Raw genomic sequence first — 16,111 nt, forward strand, 5'->3', positions numbered from 1 at the left:
GCCAATATGGCACCCAGCGTGGCGCTCCAGCCAATCCCTAACCCCTTCGGCTGCCAGATAACCAACACAATGGTCAGGATAAAAATTGCTCCGGCCAGTAACATAAAACCTCCTGACAAAGCAGCAATGCCGCCCTGTATAATTTAAAGATTAACCTGTGAGTTGCCTGAGTTTGCCGACGCCTGTGGGTTGTGCCGCCAGAACCGGGTCATATACCGTTAACATTTTCATTTTTTGCAGATTACATTCGAAAAATCATATATGTTAAGGAAAATTTTTTAGATGCAAATAGCCTTACCGCTACCAGAACAGTTGGCTGATGTCAGTTTACGGGCAATGGCCTGAACGTCGTCCTGTTCGCTTAACCAGGCCTGCTCGATAACTTGAGCCGCCCATGAAGGAATATGTGGAGATAAGCGGTAATGAACCCATTTCCCCTGCTTGCGATCCAGCAAAAGTCCACTTTCCCTTAGCATTGCCAGATGACGAGAGATCTTGGGCTGTGACTCATCCAGCGCTGTGCAGAGATCGCACACGCACAGCTCCCCCATTTCCTTGAGCAGCAACACAATGCCCAGACGAGTTTCATCGGACAGATTTTTGAAGAGTTGCAGGGAAGTTAATGTCATTATGTTCTCCGTAATCACGACTTAGTCGCTTACACCGCTTACTGGTGGACTAAAATATATTCGAAAAAACATATATTATGTTAATCGGAGTTTCAAATCCAGATACTGGGATCATCCATTGAATATTCCAGAAATATTATCCCGAATTATTCGCTAAACGATCAGATTAATAATCAGTTTTCTCTCACATCTTTTCAATAAAATGCTCGCATCCCCCCCTCCATTGCCAAACTAGCTGGATATCCCAACAACCGGAGAGGGAATTCTCATGGGTGTGCCTCAAACTAAATCAGAACTTCTGGCCGAAATTGATAAAAACTTCAATAAATTATCAGGTTACCTCGCACGGATTCCGCCAGAATTAGCGTCAGATGAATCAATGGAAGGACATGCAAAAGGCTCAGTGATGAGTGTTTGCAATCTTATCGCCTATTTACTCGGCTGGAATAAATTAGTTATCAAATGGATAACGCTTGATGAAGCGGAAAAGCCGATTGATTTCCCAGAAACGGGTTACAAGTGGAATCAGCTTGGTCTTCTCGCCCAAAAGTTTTATCGCGACTACAGCGATTTGGATTTAGGCTCGCTAAGAAGCCAATTACAGGATGCTAAAAACGAAATCGTTGAACTTATCAATAAGCGCTCTGACGATGACCTGTATGGAAAATCTTGGTATGGCAAATGGACTATGGGAAGAATGATTTCTTTCAATACATCTTCTCCCTACTACAACGCCTGCAGCAGGTTAAGAAAATGGGCAAAGGGAAATAACCTCAAGTTATGAGGAAAGCAGCTGGAAAATTAGGCGTGAAAAAGAGATCCCACAAGTTGGGCAACTCTCTGCAGAGTCCAGATTGCTACTCTCTGCTTCGCGCCTCTAAATTCCGTAGAACAGAGAGCCGCAGGGTGTGAAGGGAAATCGCCCCCGCTCCAAAGTTCTCGTAATCCCATGGATTTATTAGCAAAAACTTGACGCATTGTAGGAGGGTTTTGTTGGAGGAACTACAATGTTTTGCAAACCGCTTCACTCCAGAACGCTGATAAGTTTTAGCGCGTCACCTCTGACAGAATCTTGTATTCGCCCAGAGTCAGCGATCAACGTCAAAGCTTTAATACTTAAACCATCCCTGATCACTTTTCGCGCTTTACCGAGACGGCCCCGGCAACTTTTCTCTGTATACCCCTCACGTGAGTGCATTTGCTCAATGATATCAGCGCTTGATAAATTTGAATCGGCAAAATGATGGTAGTAGTTTACGAAGCACTCCATCCCGATAGTCTTAAGGAGTCTGACCAGGGTAACACTACTCGTTATCTTCTCTTGTTGATTCAAAACCTCTTCCATAGGTTCGGGTGGAAGGGTTTGCATAGGCGCTTCATTGGCTGAAGCTGAACTCCTGACAATCAAGTCTTCTTTGATGGAACTGACTCGGGGATCAGTAAGAATCGCGCCCTTGAGGTTAACGATATGTGCGTTAACGTGATCACTATGCCGAGCGTAATCTCGTATTACTTCATGTGGGATTTTGTAGGCATCAAGAACGTTGTAAGTTTCATCGAAAATAACGGCTATCAAATAATCAAAATCGGCAGCTTCATAGTTACGCAATGCACTCAGTTGTCGGGAAGGATTATCCGGCGTGACTCTCCTCGCTTTGATCTGAACCTTCTTGCCATCAGTGTCGATGGCGTCAGCACCAGCAGATGAATTGCTGAGAAGAGTCATACATAACGCCTTAGAAACTAGCCATTCGGCATAGTCACCTACAGGATTGTTCTTAGTGCGAATGATACCTCTCAAACGCAACTGCGTTAAAATTTCGGAATGAAGCGACAGTAATTCAAGATCACTCAGGCAGGTTAGTAAACTATATGATATTAAACGATTATTTTTCAAAAACGCTCTCCATTGCAGAAGTGAAACGCCACTGTAACGCCTACGTAACGCACCTGGTTCTTGATGTTTAGTCGACTCTTACAGAAGAGTGAGACTGATTCAAAGAAGGCTCACCTTCTGCCAAAGAATACTGTTCATTAACACAGCACCCAGAATTTATAAACTTACACTTACGTCACTTTCTCAGTTTGTCCCACCGCACTGCCGAAACAATACCCCAGTTGCCGCTAGGATTAGGCCTACGCCATTTTGCTGTCTCCATGCTACGGAGATACTCAAGAGCCTCGGCAAAAGTGCCAAAACGCTTCTGAGCCGTTTTATCACCTACGCCAAACGAACCATCACGGGTGCTCGCCAAACCGGGGTGAAAACAGGAACCATCGGCCGCGTATGGAACCAACAGTTCAGGGTCGTTATCTTCAGATGAATCAGACACCAACAGTTGCCACGGCTCAACACTCAGAGCATAAGCCAGCACCTCAATCGCATCCAAAGACGCATTAGAGCCACCGCGTTCAATGCGGCTCATATAGCTACGAGCAAACCCACACCGATCGGCAAAGGCTTCCTGACTCATTCCGGTCGCTATACGCAGCTCTTTTACTCGTTGTCCAAACAGTTTTCTCAGGGTCATTTTCATGCCCTGAATTTGCGCAGATGTCCACTAAAGAGCCACGCTCCAATAGTGACATTTTAAATCAATGGTCTATGATGCGATAACTGACACCGCTGGGGTGGATTCTGAGGGATAAAACATGTCAAAAACACGGCTTAGTAAGCCCGGTTTTTCAGCCAAGTCTGTGCTGACCATTATGTTAATCGCTGCGTCATCTGCATCTTATGCAGCAGAGAGCATTGATCAACTGGCAACCCGTATTGGGATGGATCACTTCCGGGAAGCGATCAAAAAGGGTGATCGCAGCGCCTTCAAAACGCTGCCGGCAAAAGGCTATAAAAACGGCCTTACCGGGCTGCTCATCAAAAATAACACTTACGTTAACCCCGAATACAGCTTTGCTGATTGCGATACGGACACCGTTATTACCTCGGTGCAAGAACACAAAATGCTCCCCGGTTGCCGCATATCTCTGAAGCTAGCGACTAAAGATGCTGACGGTAGCTATCACGATAACGGCATTCGCATCGAATATGGTATTGCCACAGGCTCCAAAAAGTTTATCGCCAACAATTCAATGTGGGCACAACATGCCATCAGCGGTGATAAAGTGCTAGAAGGTGCTATCCACCCGGATAAAACAAATAACCATAAAGATCAAATGTGCATGGGTATGGCTCAATTTACTGCAAACGTAACCGAAGGCCGAAACGGAGGGATGGCCAAAGCAGACTATTATCAGCGTCTCGATAATATGAATGGCAAGTCCGAAGTCACTCCTCAGATGATTACGCTCTATAAGACCTTCGTTGATTACGTATATGAACACCCGAAACAAGATGCTCAGGTTTCAGCAGCATTTATTTACACTAACTGCATGAAAAATTTCTAATACCTACATTTAATCACTTTGATATTTTAGCTTTCAGTATTCTGTGCGTAAATGCGATTTATTTCATTTTTCAACAATGAACAAAATCAGCATCGACGTAGCGGCAATACTGGAAGTATTTCAAATGCTCAGATTCATAATTATTATCAATCGAACCTGAGCCACCGAATTATAATTTAATCGAAGGGCACCGACAAAAATTTCTACTGCCAAACAATTCAAAATCAACAATCACAAGGCGTCGGTGTGGAAATTAATTCAAACATCCCGGTTGAACTAAAGCGCGTAATCATTTTCACGCCCCCAAAACCAAGAGTTCCTTCCGTCGCATAGCAATATTCAAATAATAGAATGTCCTCGATACCATCACTATTAAAGTCTGCACGGATTACCTCAATGAGTTGCTGCCCCATACTGCTCGACTCTATACGAAGCAGATTTTGAGATACTCTCTTTATAGTTAAAGTCCCATCATCAACCTTATCTTGATAGCTTATATTGGATTCGATTGAGTCAGCGACATCACTAAGATTAGGGAAGAGATAAAATGGCATCAATGAAAGGTCAATAACACTAACCCTTGGATTTGCAACAAAACTTCTTTCAGGACTATCAGCTGCCTCAAGCGCGCTAAGAAGCCCACATTGATGCTCAAACCATGAAGCCATCTTCATATCGAAAGTAGTTTTTGCATAAAATCCTTGCGATAGCGCCTCATCGTATTCCCTACAAGTGCTAACAAAACGCTCTACATCGTCGTCATTAGTGAGGGTTACACCGTTTATATGATTATTTTCACCTAAGCGAACGGACCGATTGCGTAATGTTTCTATATCTGCTCTAGAAATAACTGTGATTTCATCTTCATCCGTAAATTGCATTCCTTGAAGAAGTTCAAAAATGGCCTCTGGCTCTTCTCTGTATTGCTCCAATACTTGAGCGATTTCCACGGCCGTAAGCTCTCCACGCTCTAGGCACTGTTGCAAGAGAATTAGCGCACGGCCTCGATTTTTTCTATGCTCAATTATTTTTAAATGATCAACAACATCTGTTTTTTTTGATGCAGCCACCCCTAAAAAAAAGTGGGTATGGGCTGGTTCAAACACTTCTGCTGATTTTTGGAGGTTAGCACCGGGACGACATGGAAGCAGGTTTTCCCATCCCAAAAGGTCGAAATCCTGTGATAAGTTAAGTTTCCTTAGGGTATCAGATCGTAATTTTGGATTAGAATTGAGCGTCTCAGGAATAATGTGATCGATATGAAAATTACTGATATCCAATAGTTCACGCGTGTATGCACATTTTTTTGAATGTGCGAGCCAAATAGCTTCTCGTTGGGCTGCTGTGAAGGACTGTTTTGACATTTTCAAAATTCCAAGCAATTCGTTGATGTGCAAATAATAAATGCTGTCAACAGATAGTTAAAGGCAGCGATTGACATCGGATAAAAATAAAGCAGTGCAAGTCAACACTACTTGAAATGACATTTACTCCAGCAACGTAGCTATAGTAGCTCTAGAAACGCCATATTCGCGCGCTAACGCACTGACACTGGTTCCACTACTCTTTTTCTCTATGATCGCCCTACGGGCTTCAGGGGCGATTTTCGACGGTCTGCCCAGCTTCTTACCTTCAGCTTTTGCTCGTGACAGCCCCGCTTGAGTTCGTTCAATCAAAAGATCGCGCTCCATCTCCGCAACCGCTGCTAGCATCGATAACAGAAGTTTACCCGCTGCGGAAGTGAGATCAGTCGCGCCAAGCTGGTGGACAATGACCTTGATATTACGGTCAGCCAGCGCCCTTACCGTTTGCAGGACGTCAATTGCATCACGTCCAAGACGGTCAAGTTTTGCAACTACCAACGTTTCACCATCGCGGATTTTGCTGAGCATTTCAGAAAACGCTTTGCGTTGCACCGCAGGAACCTTCCCGCTAACAACATCAGTAAACCAAAAGTCGAACGTCCATCCAGCCTGCTCAAGTTCCAGCCGTTGGTTCTCAGTATCCTGCTGCGATGTCGAAACTCGTCCATAGCCAAAAATCGCCATAATCATTTCCTCATTAGGCCCCTGCCAGAAAACGGTGATGAAAATAGGATGGCCTGCCAGAAAAGCCAAGGCTAATTTTTCAACAGTGTGAAAGAGTGCGATTGGAAGATGCCGGAAAACGGTCGTTTGTTGGCAACAGATTGTTGAATAATCGAGATATGTATCCTGGGTGTTACAAACGATGCAAGATGATGGCGCTATCGCTAAGAAAACCGAATGCATAAGCTAGTGATCGTCAGGGTATCTACGTTGCCATTCCGATAGCCAAATAGTGCGTTCTCTCATCCAGCTAAACAGTCTCATACAGACAAATACCCCGCACAACCCGCCCACAACTAACGCAGCGCCATTGATGCTGTAGTAAATTAGTGGCGAAGTGAAAAAATATGGATTGAATGGTTCGATGACCGAAACAAACAAAAGCGCGAACATAACAGATAAAATCCATCCCTTCTCTTCAACAAATAAAGTCAAAGAATACTTAAAGCGAATTGGTCTGCGCTTTTCATTGTTCGGATATAATTTCGGATAGGCATTTTTATGTGAACCAATACCAAAAAGCAGGGATGTAGCACCGAGAACAACAAACATGAAAAATCCAGACACCTGCAAAACAAAACTGGAAAACGGATGTTTCCACTCCCTGCCTGTCCAGTTCACAAACTCACCACGGACGCTATTTAACTTCTGATGCGTTTTCACGCTTATCCAATGTTTACGCTTCATGCGTCCCCCAATACCTGTCAGAGCCAGATGTCACCACGTTTGTGAAAGATACGCAGCTTAGTATGTTTATTTCGTCAGCCTTTACCTGACGCATCGAAATAGTGCCACAAATCTCGAACCAGTAAATCATCCACTCCTGACAAAAAACTCACCACAGGGCTTCCCAGCGCGTTGAATGCACTTCCCACCCATCAATAATATTATGTGCTTTGCCTTGAATGCCACAAAAGAGTCGAAGCCCTTTCTGAATATGAAAAATGACAGTTTTCTCATACCCTTAGGTTAACATCGATAGCTGCGTTCAGAATATGAACGCAGCTATATGATATATATGCCTTTTCTTTAAAATGATGATGTGCTAGCTTCTCTCCTGACACCTACCTCATGCGGTAAACCGGTCCGGGTAAGTGGAGCTTCACCGCTGTTTAGCGGAAAACGTCAGGATGGGAACTCTGCGTAACGTTGATTGTGGTAGGTAGGGCGCGCAAGCGTTTGATGCAGCCAAGCAGAGGGTGAAAGTAGCTATCGGCGGATTCTTGAGTAGCTTCTTTTGCGCATAATGCATCTTTCAAGAAAGGTCGTCACACCACGAGGAAGACTTGATCTTCATCTGGCAAGGGGAACCGAGCAAACCTACAGGCTATCTTCTCAGATGGCCTTAGGGTTGATATGTCCGGCTTCCCCCCGAGGAAGGATTAACATCTTAAAGAACACTTTATGTTTTAACATTTTTAACAATTACACTTTTCTCTTGCTCGTTGTATAAACTGTTCCTTTCAGGAGTAAGTCTGCCGTTCTTCTCACCTTCGCAACACACAAACCTTAACCGATAGCTGTTAACCTTCAACGGTTCGCGGTGTAAATGCAGCCGGATAAATCTGCTGCGAAAAAGTGGATCTCCTAGGTTTGGAAGCCCCCCTCTCAGGCATTGCGTTCAAAAACTTCCACTACGACGTGGCAATCCTTATAGAGCCAAACAGGCTCAAAAGTTAAGCGGCACGGTAAAGCTAAAGCTCGCCCAGATTTCTCATTGATTGCTCGATCTCCGCAACCCATTTATCAGGGCAAGGATAAATCCGGCTTTCGGTGCTAATCCGGTTAGGTGACACGCTACGGGTTAGCCCATGCAATGACTTAACATGAGCGATCCAGCATGTTTTGACTGCTTTCCCCGTCCGGGATTTAACATCATCGGCAATTTGTCTGTAGGTCGCCATTAACATCCATACTCCGCTAGTTGTTTAAATGTTGCGAAAGAGGCTGCTTGTTGAAAGTTACATCTGATTCATCTAGCTGCGCCAGTCGAGCTACGAAAGCGCCGCAAATTCTGCACCATAATTACCACTAACCTTGATAAAAAACGCGCCAGAGGGCTTCCTGGCGCGTTTGGCACATCCTATGATTTATGTCTACGCCGTGCGTCGTTGACCGCCTTAATACCCGCCTCGGTATCAAACTCCGCAATATCAGGCAAATTGTAGTGAAGCTGCGAAATCACGCCTAGTTGCTCTCCCACATCGGCATCCTTACGATAGGTGGTCATCGCGGTGGTGCTACCGCGAACATGTCCAACAAGCTGCGCAATCGTGCGTTCGTTGGTCTCAAACTTGTCTACGGCGTTGATGAAAGTATGCCGCAGCGAATGAAACGTTTTCTTGCCGTCACGGGGAAACCCGAGGACTTTGCCAAAATAGTTTTCGTTAAACCATTTTGAGGCGGCGGCACGATATCCTTTGATTTTGTTGTGCTTCAACTCAGGGAAAAGACGATCATACCCGGCAGCTTTCAACGCATCTACATACTCCAGCAGCCCTAGTTCGATAAGTCGCGGATGAATTGGAACCTGACGGATAGCGTTCACTGTCTTCAACGATTTATCGCCGCCAGCCAGCGCCTCTTCATCCATCATCTTATCCGGTGCATTGAGGTTAAAATCAATATAGGCAACACCGTTTTTATCTTCGCGAATATCCGCCAGATAAAGCTGGCAAAGCTCATTGATACGCCCACCGACATATAACGCCAGCAGGGGCAACCAGTAGTGAAACGAGCGAAAACTCGTGTAACGTCCGTATTGGTTTGGTGCTCCGGCACCATTTTTAAACCAGTCAGCAGAGAAAATGCGCAATAACTCATCCTCGGTGAAGAGGTCGCGGCGATCCTGCTCACGCACCATCACGCGGCGCTGAGCCAAAACATTCTCGGCTGGGTTATCAAGCAGGTAACGCACACTCTTGGCCCAATTGAACATCGAACCCAGTGACTCAATATGTCTGCCAATCGCGTCTCGACTCATTACCGGCTGACCATCAGCCAGCGCCTTTTCGATCAACATGTGCGTGTCGGTAATCTTGTATTTTCGCCGCATCAAATACAAATTACCGGGCATTTTTTGCATTTTGCTGACGTAATCCTTCACGACCTCACGATCCAGTTCACCCAAGGACATGTCACCCATAATCTCCGTAAAATGCTCGATTCTGGAGCGAATTTTCTCCTCACTGGCTAACTTGATATCGCCCGTATTTTTATAGACCAGAAACGCTTCCAGCACTGCTGAAACCGTCATGCTGGCATACATCGGATTGCAATACGGATTCATGGTAGCGACCGCAGGAAGCGCTGTTGATGGCACTGTAGAAACTTTTGGTGGGGTGGTTGATGTCGATTCCGATTTCGCAAGCGCTCTATCCCAGACGCAACGCAGTTTTTCAGCTTGCACATTGTTGATGAACAAAGAACTTGCATTCAGCGTCACCCCGGGTAAATCCAACAACCATAGGGAAAGAGGATTGCCGTTGTTAGCCCTGAATGCCGTGACCTCAACCTCTCGCCCGTTCAGTAATTCAACAAGGGCAAACTGCGGCTGGTATAGTTGCATATATCCATTTACCGCGGCCTCGGCACCATGATGTGCAAGATTGTTTAAAACGAACCCATGCGTATCGGGGTCACGATCAAGCTTGCTGAAATCATCAATCAGAAAGCCACGCTGGTTCGACACAAGGGCATACAGCGGCACATTGGCTGCCAGAAGATGCTGGACGACAGTCTCAAGCCCAACCCCAAATGAATCGCAAAACAACGCCAGGCTGATTTTTCCTGCGCCAGTCAACAATAGGACATTGCCCCTGATCTTCTCTTTATCCATTTGCCTGAACTCTTCCAGAGACACATACCACTTCTCCAGCAAACGCGCGGCAATAGCTCTGGCATTTGCAAGATGGGTCGTGCGGGTAGATGCATGAATTTCACGCTGCCCTATCAGGGCGCGATAACGAACCGGAACGGTGATCCGCAGAACATAGATCCCGCTTGGACGTCGATAGAGATTATCACGCTGTGCCATCGGCTGTATGACCCCTTTGTAGGAAGATCACGAGCGCCGTCACGTATGAATCAGAAAAAAGCTGAGGAATGAATACGTTAGGGTAAATCTGGAGCGGGTGAAGGGAATCGAACCCTCGTATAGAGCTTGGGAAGCTCTCGTTCTACCATTGAACTACACCCGCTTCGGTGTGCGGTTTGCATTATAACCGGTTCTTTGACGTGGGCAAGCGAAGATATAGTCTAAGCGCCGGTATTTTAAGCGATTAGATTAAACCAGGTGTAACTATCGCTGTTTTGGTTAGTAAAAAGGGCGCCGAAGCGCCCTAAGAGATTTGCCGTTAACCGAGGTAACTTATTTTACCGGGCGCATCGCTGGGAACAAGATGACATCGCGGATGGTGTGGCTGTTGGTAAACAACATCACCATACGGTCGATACCGATGCCCAGACCCGCAGTCGGTGGCAAGCCATGTTCCAGTGCAGTCACATAGTCTTCATCAAAGAACATCGCTTCGTCATCACCAGCTTCTTTGGCGCTAACCTGATCAGCAAAGCGTTGGGCCTGATCTTCAGCATCATTCAGCTCGGAGAAACCGTTACCAATTTCACGCCCACCGATAAAGAATTCGAAACGATCAGTGATAAACGGATTATCATCATTACGACGTGCCAGTGGGGAAACCTCCGCCGGGTATTCAGTAATGAAGGTCGGCTGAATCAGGTGGCTCTCTGCGGTCTCTTCGAAAATTTCGCATTGAACGCGGCCCAAGCCCCAGCTCTTCTCAACTTTGACACCTAATGATTCAGCAATAGCCACCGCTTTATCCATATCGTCTAAATCAGCCACATTGGTTTCTGGACGATATTTGCAAATAGCTTCTTTCATGGTCAATTTGGCAAAAGGCTTACCAAAATCGAAGGTCTGGTCGCCATACTGCACCACACTGCTACCCAATATGGTTTCAGTCAGAGTGCGGAACAACTCTTCAGTTAGTACGATCAAATCTTTGTAATCCGCATAAGCCATATAGAGTTCCATCATGGTGAACTCTGGGTTATGACGCGGTGAAACGCCTTCATTACGGAAGTTACGGTTGATTTCGAACACACGTTCAAAACCACCGACAACCAGGCGCTTCAGATACAACTCTGGGGCGATACGCAAGTACATATCGATATCCAGCGCATTGTGATGAGTCACGAATGGGCGCGCGGAAGCACCACCGGGAATCACTTGCATCATAGGGGTTTCGACTTCCATGAAGCCTTTTTCCACCATGAAGCGGCGAATGCCTGACATCACTTGCGAACGAACTTTGAATGTATTGCGAGATTCGTCGTTAGCGATCAGATCCAGATAGCGCTGACGATAACGGGTTTCCTGATCAGCCAGACCGTGGAATTTATCCGGCAACGGACGCAGTGCTTTGGTCAGCAAACGCAATTCGCTACAGTGGATAGACAGCTCGCCAGTTTTAGTTTTGAACAGCTTACCGCGCGCCCCCAGGATATCGCCCAGATCCCACTTTTTGAATTCTTCGTTATAAATGCCTTCCGGCAGATCATCGCGGGAAACGTACAGCTGGATACGGCCACCGACATCTTGTAGTGTCACAAATGATGCTTTACCCATGATACGTCGAGTCATCATACGACCCGCAACGGTCACTTCAATATCCAGCGCTTCTAATTCTTCATTTGTTTTTTCGCCGTACTCGGTATGTAGCTGGTCTGAGAGGTGCTCACGACGGAAATCATTAGGGAAAGCAATCCCTTTTTCCCGCAGTGCAGCCAGTTTTTCCCGACGAGCTTGTAACTCACTATTGAGTTCTTGCGCTTGCTCAGCGACTTGTGTTTTTTGCTCTGACATCTCAGTTCCTTATAGCCCGGCTTTCAAACTTGCTTCGATGAATTTGTCCAGATCGCCATCCAGTACCGCTTGCGTGTTGCGTGTTTCCACACCGGTACGCAAATCTTTGATACGGGAGTCATCCAGTACATAAGAACGGATCTGGCTACCCCAGCCGATATCAGACTTGTTATCTTCCAGCATCTGTTTATCAGCATTTTTCTTTTGCATCTCAAACTCATACAGCTTCGCTTTCAGCTGTTTCATGGCTTGATCTTTGTTCTTATGCTGAGAACGGTCATTCTGGCATTGAGTCACGATATTGGTCGGAATGTGGGTAATACGGACCGCAGATTCTGTTTTGTTGACGTGCTGACCACCCGCACCAGATGCGCGGTAAACGTCAATACGCAGGTCAGCCGGGTTGATTTCGATATCAATATCGTCGTCAACTTCTGGATAGACAAAGGCAGAACTGAATGAAGTATGACGGCGGCCACCAGAATCAAACGGGCTTTTACGTACCAGGCGATGTACGCCAGTTTCAGTACGTAACCAACCAAACGCATAATCACCAATAATCTTGATAGTGGCTGATTTTAAGCCTGCAACATCACCATCGGATTCTTCAATGATTTCGGTTTTGAAACCTTTGGCTTCTGCCCAACGCAGATACATTCGCAGCAACATGCTGGCCCAGTCCTGAGCTTCTGTCCCACCAGAACCGGCTTGCAGATCCAGATAACAGTTGGCGCTATCATATTCACCAGAGAACATTCTGCGGAATTCAAGTTGGCCCAGTTTGCCATCAAGGATATCTAACTCAGCAACCGCTTCGTTAAATGTCTCTTCATCGTCAGCTTCAATAGCCAACTCCAGCAAACCAGTCACGTCGTCCATACCTTGATCCAGTTGATCAATCGTAGTGACAATCTCTTCCAGCGAGGAGCGTTCTTTACCTAGAGCCTGAGCACGCTCAGGTTCATTCCAGACGTCGGGCTGTTCCAGCTCAGCGTTTACTTCTTCCAGTCGTTCTTTCTTGGCATCATAGTCAAAGATACCCCCTGAGAACGGCTGTCCGATCAGACAGGTCCTGAATTCGGTTTTTTACCGGGTTTATTTCAAACATGGTTTAAAATCTTACGTTAAGTCGTCGATGACGGAATGTCGTTATACCCGTAATACTTCAAGCTGCATGTTTGTTGGCTGCCTTCGTTCACCCGAATCATTGACTGCCTATTGACCTTAAAATAAATAGACTCATCGGGATTTACTCAGTTGCCGCCTGCCTGCAACTCGAATTATTTAGGGCACAGAATTGGTAATTCTAACGGATCTATACGACGGTTTATAGAACAATATCGTGACTTACTAATATGGCCACAGGTGCTGAATCAACAACTGGACACTGCGGTTACCGCGATATTCATTAATATCGAGTTTATAAGCCAGCTTAACTTCACGCACACTGCTATCCGGCCATAAAGTGGTATCGATATTAAACGCGATACCATCCAGTAAAGGCCCACCATTCAAAGGCTCAATCATAAGTTTCAGGTGGCGTTCACCCACCAGCCGTTGTTGCAAAATACGGAATTTCCCGTCAAATGTGGGTTCAGGGAAAGATTGCCCCCAGGGGCCGCCATCACGCAGCAACTCCGCTGTTTCCAGTGATAATTCATTGCCATTCAGTTCGCCGTCTGACCAGATAACGCCCTCCAACTGTGAGGCATCCATCCATTCACCAACTAAATCTGCAAAGCGCTGACGGAATTCATCGAATTTATCCTGTTCCAGCGATAACCCGGCCGCCATAGCATGGCCGCCAAACTTCAGCATTAACCCAGGGTTTAAGGTATCCAGGCGCTCAAGGGCATCCCGCATATGCAGACCAGCCACACTGCGCCCTGAGCCTTTCAGTAAACCATCACCCGCTGGGGCAAAAGCAATCACCGGCCGATGAAAACGCTCTTTAATGCGTGAGGCCAGAATCCCGACAACGCCTTGATGCCACTCAGGGTGGTACATCGCGATACCGTAAGGTAATTCAGTGCTGGTGCGCTCTAATTGGTCACACAGTTGCAAGGCTTCAACCTGCATCCCCTGCTCTATCTCGCGCCGCGTTTGGTTAAGCGCATCAAGATCAATTGCCAGTGCTCTGGCCTGAGCAATATCATCACTGAGCAACAACGCCACCCCGATGGACATATCATCCAGACGCCCGGCAGCATTAAGCCGTGGGCCGAGGGAGAACCCCAGATCGTTTGCAGCTAATTGACGCGCATCCCGATTGGCGACCTCCAGTAATGCACGAATACCTGGCCGACATTTTCCTGCACGAATGCGGCTTAGCCCCTGATGCACCAAAATCCGGTTATTGGCATCCAATGGTACCACATCGGCAACCGTTCCCAGCGCCACCAAATCCAGTAACTCAGCCAGGTTAGGTATCGCTAAAGCGCGTTGTTCAAACCAGCCACTGTCTCTAAGACGTGCACGTAACGCCAACATCAGATAAAAAGTAACCCCGACTCCAGCCAGTGATTTGGAAAGAAAATCACATCCGGTCAAATTCGGGTTAATGATAGCTTCAGCTGCTGGCAAGGTTTCACCCGGCAGATGGTGGTCGGTAACCAACACCTGGATACCCAGGGTATGCGCCAAGTCCACTCCTGCATGGGAGGAAATACCGTTATCGACAGTGACGATCAGTTCCGCACCGCGTGCGGCAACTTGCTCAACGACTTCGGGGCTAAGCCCGTAGCCATCCTCAAAACGATTGGGCACCAGATAATCAACATTGCTGCCGCCCATGCTACGCAAAGCGAGCACGGCCAGCGCGGTGCTCGTTGCGCCATCGGCATCAAAATCACCGACAATCACGATACGACGCCGGTCAGCCAATGCTTGTTGCAACAGAGTGACACCGGCGTCAATACCGTCGAGCTGCTGCCAGGCAAGCAGACCTTTGACACCGCGTTCCAGTTCCTCTGGGCTTTTTACGCCACGGCTGGCATAAAGGCGGCGTAACAATGGGTGTAACTGTGCGGGCAAATGGCTATCATCCACCGCCTCGCGACGGCGAAGTTGAGTTTTCAATGTCACGGGAAATTAACCCGCCGTTTTTGAGGAAGCTTGATTATTCAGCATATCCAACATTTTTGTTGGCTCCAGATAACCCGGAACGACTGTACCGTTTTGCAGCACGATGGCCGGTGTGCCCTGAATACCAAACTGTACACCTAACTTATAGTGCTCAGAAATATCAGTTTTACAGGTAGCCGGTGATATCGCGGTACCGTTCATTGCATCATCAAAAGCTTTATTGCGATCAGCCATGCACCAGATAGAACGCATGTCTTTTTCTGCCTGAGAGCTTAAACCCTGACGTGGGAAGGCCAGATAACGCACGGTAATCCCCAGCGCGTTATAGTCGCTCATTTGTTCGTGCAGCTTATGGCAATAGCCGCAGGTGATATCAGTAAACACCGTAACAACGTGTTTCTCCTGCGGCGCTTTATACACAATCATTTCTTTGCTCAATGCTTCCAACTTTTTCACCAACATCTGATTGGTCACATTCACCGGTTGGATACCACTCACATCGTACAGCGGCCCTTGCAACAGGTGTTTGCCATCGGCGGAAATATAAAGCACACCGCTGTCAGTCATCACGGTACTCAAGCCGGGGATAGGTGATGGTTGGATGTCAGCTTTCGGAATATCCAACTTTTTCAGTGTCTGTTGGATAGCGGCATCATCAGCATGAGCCAGCCCCGTGAATGCAGCGATAACGATCGGCAGCAGTAATAAACTTTTTTTCATTTATAAATCCTATCTTTTTCCACTCAACACGGTTTTCATAAAAATTATTTTCATAAAAAACTATTCTTAGAAAAAACTATGCGCGCGGATGATGCTGTTGATGTAGCAACTTCAAACGCTCAGTCGCTACATGAGTATAAATCTGGGTCGTCGACAGATCACTGTGGCCCAATAACATTTGTACCACACGCAGGTCCGCACCGTGATTTAACAGATGCGTGGCAAAAGCATGCCGCAATACGTGGGGCGAAAGCCGTTCACTATCAATACCGGCAAGGATCGCATAGTGTTTGATTCGA

The 16,111-nt window shown here is 46.7% G+C and carries 16 protein-coding genes and 1 tRNA gene; 2 read left to right on the forward strand and 15 right to left on the reverse strand.

Translation table 11 applies throughout. The features are described 5' to 3' along the window. Both ACNSO8_RS10515 and arsR read right to left on the reverse strand, forming a co-directional pair. Positions 1–104, reverse strand: a 104-nt coding sequence (locus ACNSO8_RS10515) for an ArsB/NhaD family transporter (RefSeq protein WP_418394578.1), incomplete at its 3' end; no start/stop codon positions are given. A gap of 174 nt (positions 105–278) precedes the next feature. Beyond that, positions 279–629 (reverse strand): As(III)-sensing metalloregulatory transcriptional repressor ArsR, encoded by a 351-nt coding sequence (gene arsR / locus ACNSO8_RS10520; RefSeq protein ID WP_418394565.1) that lies wholly within the window; start codon positions 627–629, stop codon positions 279–281. A gap of 268 nt (positions 630–897) precedes the next feature. Here arsR and ACNSO8_RS10525 point away from each other — a divergent pair, with 268 nt between their 5' ends. Then, positions 898–1,413 (forward strand): ClbS/DfsB family four-helix bundle protein, encoded by a 516-nt coding sequence (locus ACNSO8_RS10525; protein WP_418394566.1) that lies wholly within the window; start codon positions 898–900, stop codon positions 1,411–1,413. Between the two features lie 240 nt (positions 1,414–1,653). Here ACNSO8_RS10525 and ACNSO8_RS10530 read toward each other — a convergent pair whose 3' ends face one another. Together ACNSO8_RS10530 and ACNSO8_RS10535 are read right to left on the reverse strand one after the other, a co-directional pair. After that, the gene (locus ACNSO8_RS10530) at positions 1,654–2,526 is read right to left on the reverse strand and encodes a DUF6998 domain-containing protein (protein ID WP_418394567.1); all 873 of its coding nucleotides are present in this window, start codon (positions 2,524–2,526) and stop codon (positions 1,654–1,656) included. A 175-nt stretch (positions 2,527–2,701) separates the two neighbouring features. Then, a complete protein-coding gene (locus ACNSO8_RS10535; protein ID WP_418394568.1) occupies positions 2,702–3,160 on the reverse strand; it encodes a helix-turn-helix domain-containing protein in 459 nt (152 codons plus the stop codon). A gap of 121 nt (positions 3,161–3,281) precedes the next feature. Here ACNSO8_RS10535 and ACNSO8_RS10540 point away from each other — a divergent pair, with 121 nt between their 5' ends. After that, positions 3,282–4,034, forward strand: coding sequence for a hypothetical protein (locus ACNSO8_RS10540; protein ID WP_418394569.1), 753 nt, complete (start codon positions 3,282–3,284; stop codon positions 4,032–4,034). A 224-nt stretch (positions 4,035–4,258) separates the two neighbouring features. Here ACNSO8_RS10540 and ACNSO8_RS10545 read toward each other — a convergent pair whose 3' ends face one another. From ACNSO8_RS10545 to ACNSO8_RS10595, 11 genes are all read right to left on the reverse strand, one after another. Next, positions 4,259–5,398: an HNH endonuclease gene (locus ACNSO8_RS10545; protein ID WP_418394570.1), complete on the reverse strand. Its 1,140-nt coding sequence runs from the start codon at positions 5,396–5,398 to the stop codon at positions 4,259–4,261. A 123-nt stretch (positions 5,399–5,521) separates the two neighbouring features. Continuing rightward, a complete protein-coding gene (locus ACNSO8_RS10550) occupies positions 5,522–6,082 on the reverse strand; it encodes a recombinase family protein (RefSeq protein WP_418394579.1) in 561 nt (186 codons plus the stop codon). A gap of 225 nt (positions 6,083–6,307) precedes the next feature. After that, positions 6,308–6,808, reverse strand: a complete 501-nt coding sequence (locus ACNSO8_RS10555; RefSeq protein WP_418394571.1) for a hypothetical protein — start codon at positions 6,806–6,808, stop codon at positions 6,308–6,310. Positions 6,809–7,815: 1,007 nt separating this feature from the next. Further along, complete coding sequence (locus ACNSO8_RS10560; RefSeq protein WP_418394572.1) at positions 7,816–8,025, reverse strand: hypothetical protein; 210 nt, start codon at positions 8,023–8,025, stop codon at positions 7,816–7,818. A 179-nt stretch (positions 8,026–8,204) separates the two neighbouring features. Continuing rightward, positions 8,205–10,157, reverse strand: a complete 1,953-nt coding sequence (locus ACNSO8_RS10565; protein ID WP_418394573.1) for a DUF6538 domain-containing protein — start codon at positions 10,155–10,157, stop codon at positions 8,205–8,207. A gap of 89 nt (positions 10,158–10,246) precedes the next feature. Next, positions 10,247–10,320 (reverse strand) — tRNA-Gly (locus ACNSO8_RS10570). Positions 10,321–10,490: 170 nt separating this feature from the next. Continuing rightward, entirely contained in the window at positions 10,491–12,008 is a 1,518-nt protein-coding gene (gene lysS, locus ACNSO8_RS10575; RefSeq protein WP_418394574.1) for a lysine--tRNA ligase, read from the reverse strand. Positions 12,009–12,017: 9 nt separating this feature from the next. Next, a protein-coding gene (prfB, locus tag ACNSO8_RS10580) for a peptide chain release factor 2 (RefSeq protein WP_011817019.1) occupies positions 12,018–13,116 on the reverse strand; the annotation gives its coding sequence in 2 pieces (ribosomal slippage) (positions 12,018–13,040 and positions 13,042–13,116; 1,098 coding nt in all). A 242-nt stretch (positions 13,117–13,358) separates the two neighbouring features. Beyond that, positions 13,359–15,092: a single-stranded-DNA-specific exonuclease RecJ gene (gene recJ, locus ACNSO8_RS10585; protein WP_418394575.1), complete on the reverse strand. Its 1,734-nt coding sequence runs from the start codon at positions 15,090–15,092 to the stop codon at positions 13,359–13,361. 6 nt (positions 15,093–15,098) lie between these two features. Beyond that, a complete protein-coding gene (gene dsbC, locus ACNSO8_RS10590; protein WP_418394576.1) occupies positions 15,099–15,812 on the reverse strand; it encodes a bifunctional protein-disulfide isomerase/oxidoreductase DsbC in 714 nt (237 codons plus the stop codon). A gap of 76 nt (positions 15,813–15,888) precedes the next feature. Continuing rightward, positions 15,889–16,111: tyrosine-type recombinase/integrase (locus ACNSO8_RS10595; RefSeq protein ID WP_418394577.1), on the reverse strand; the 223-nt coding region annotated here is incomplete at its 5' end.

The organism is Yersinia sp. LJYL362, assembly GCF_048323875.1.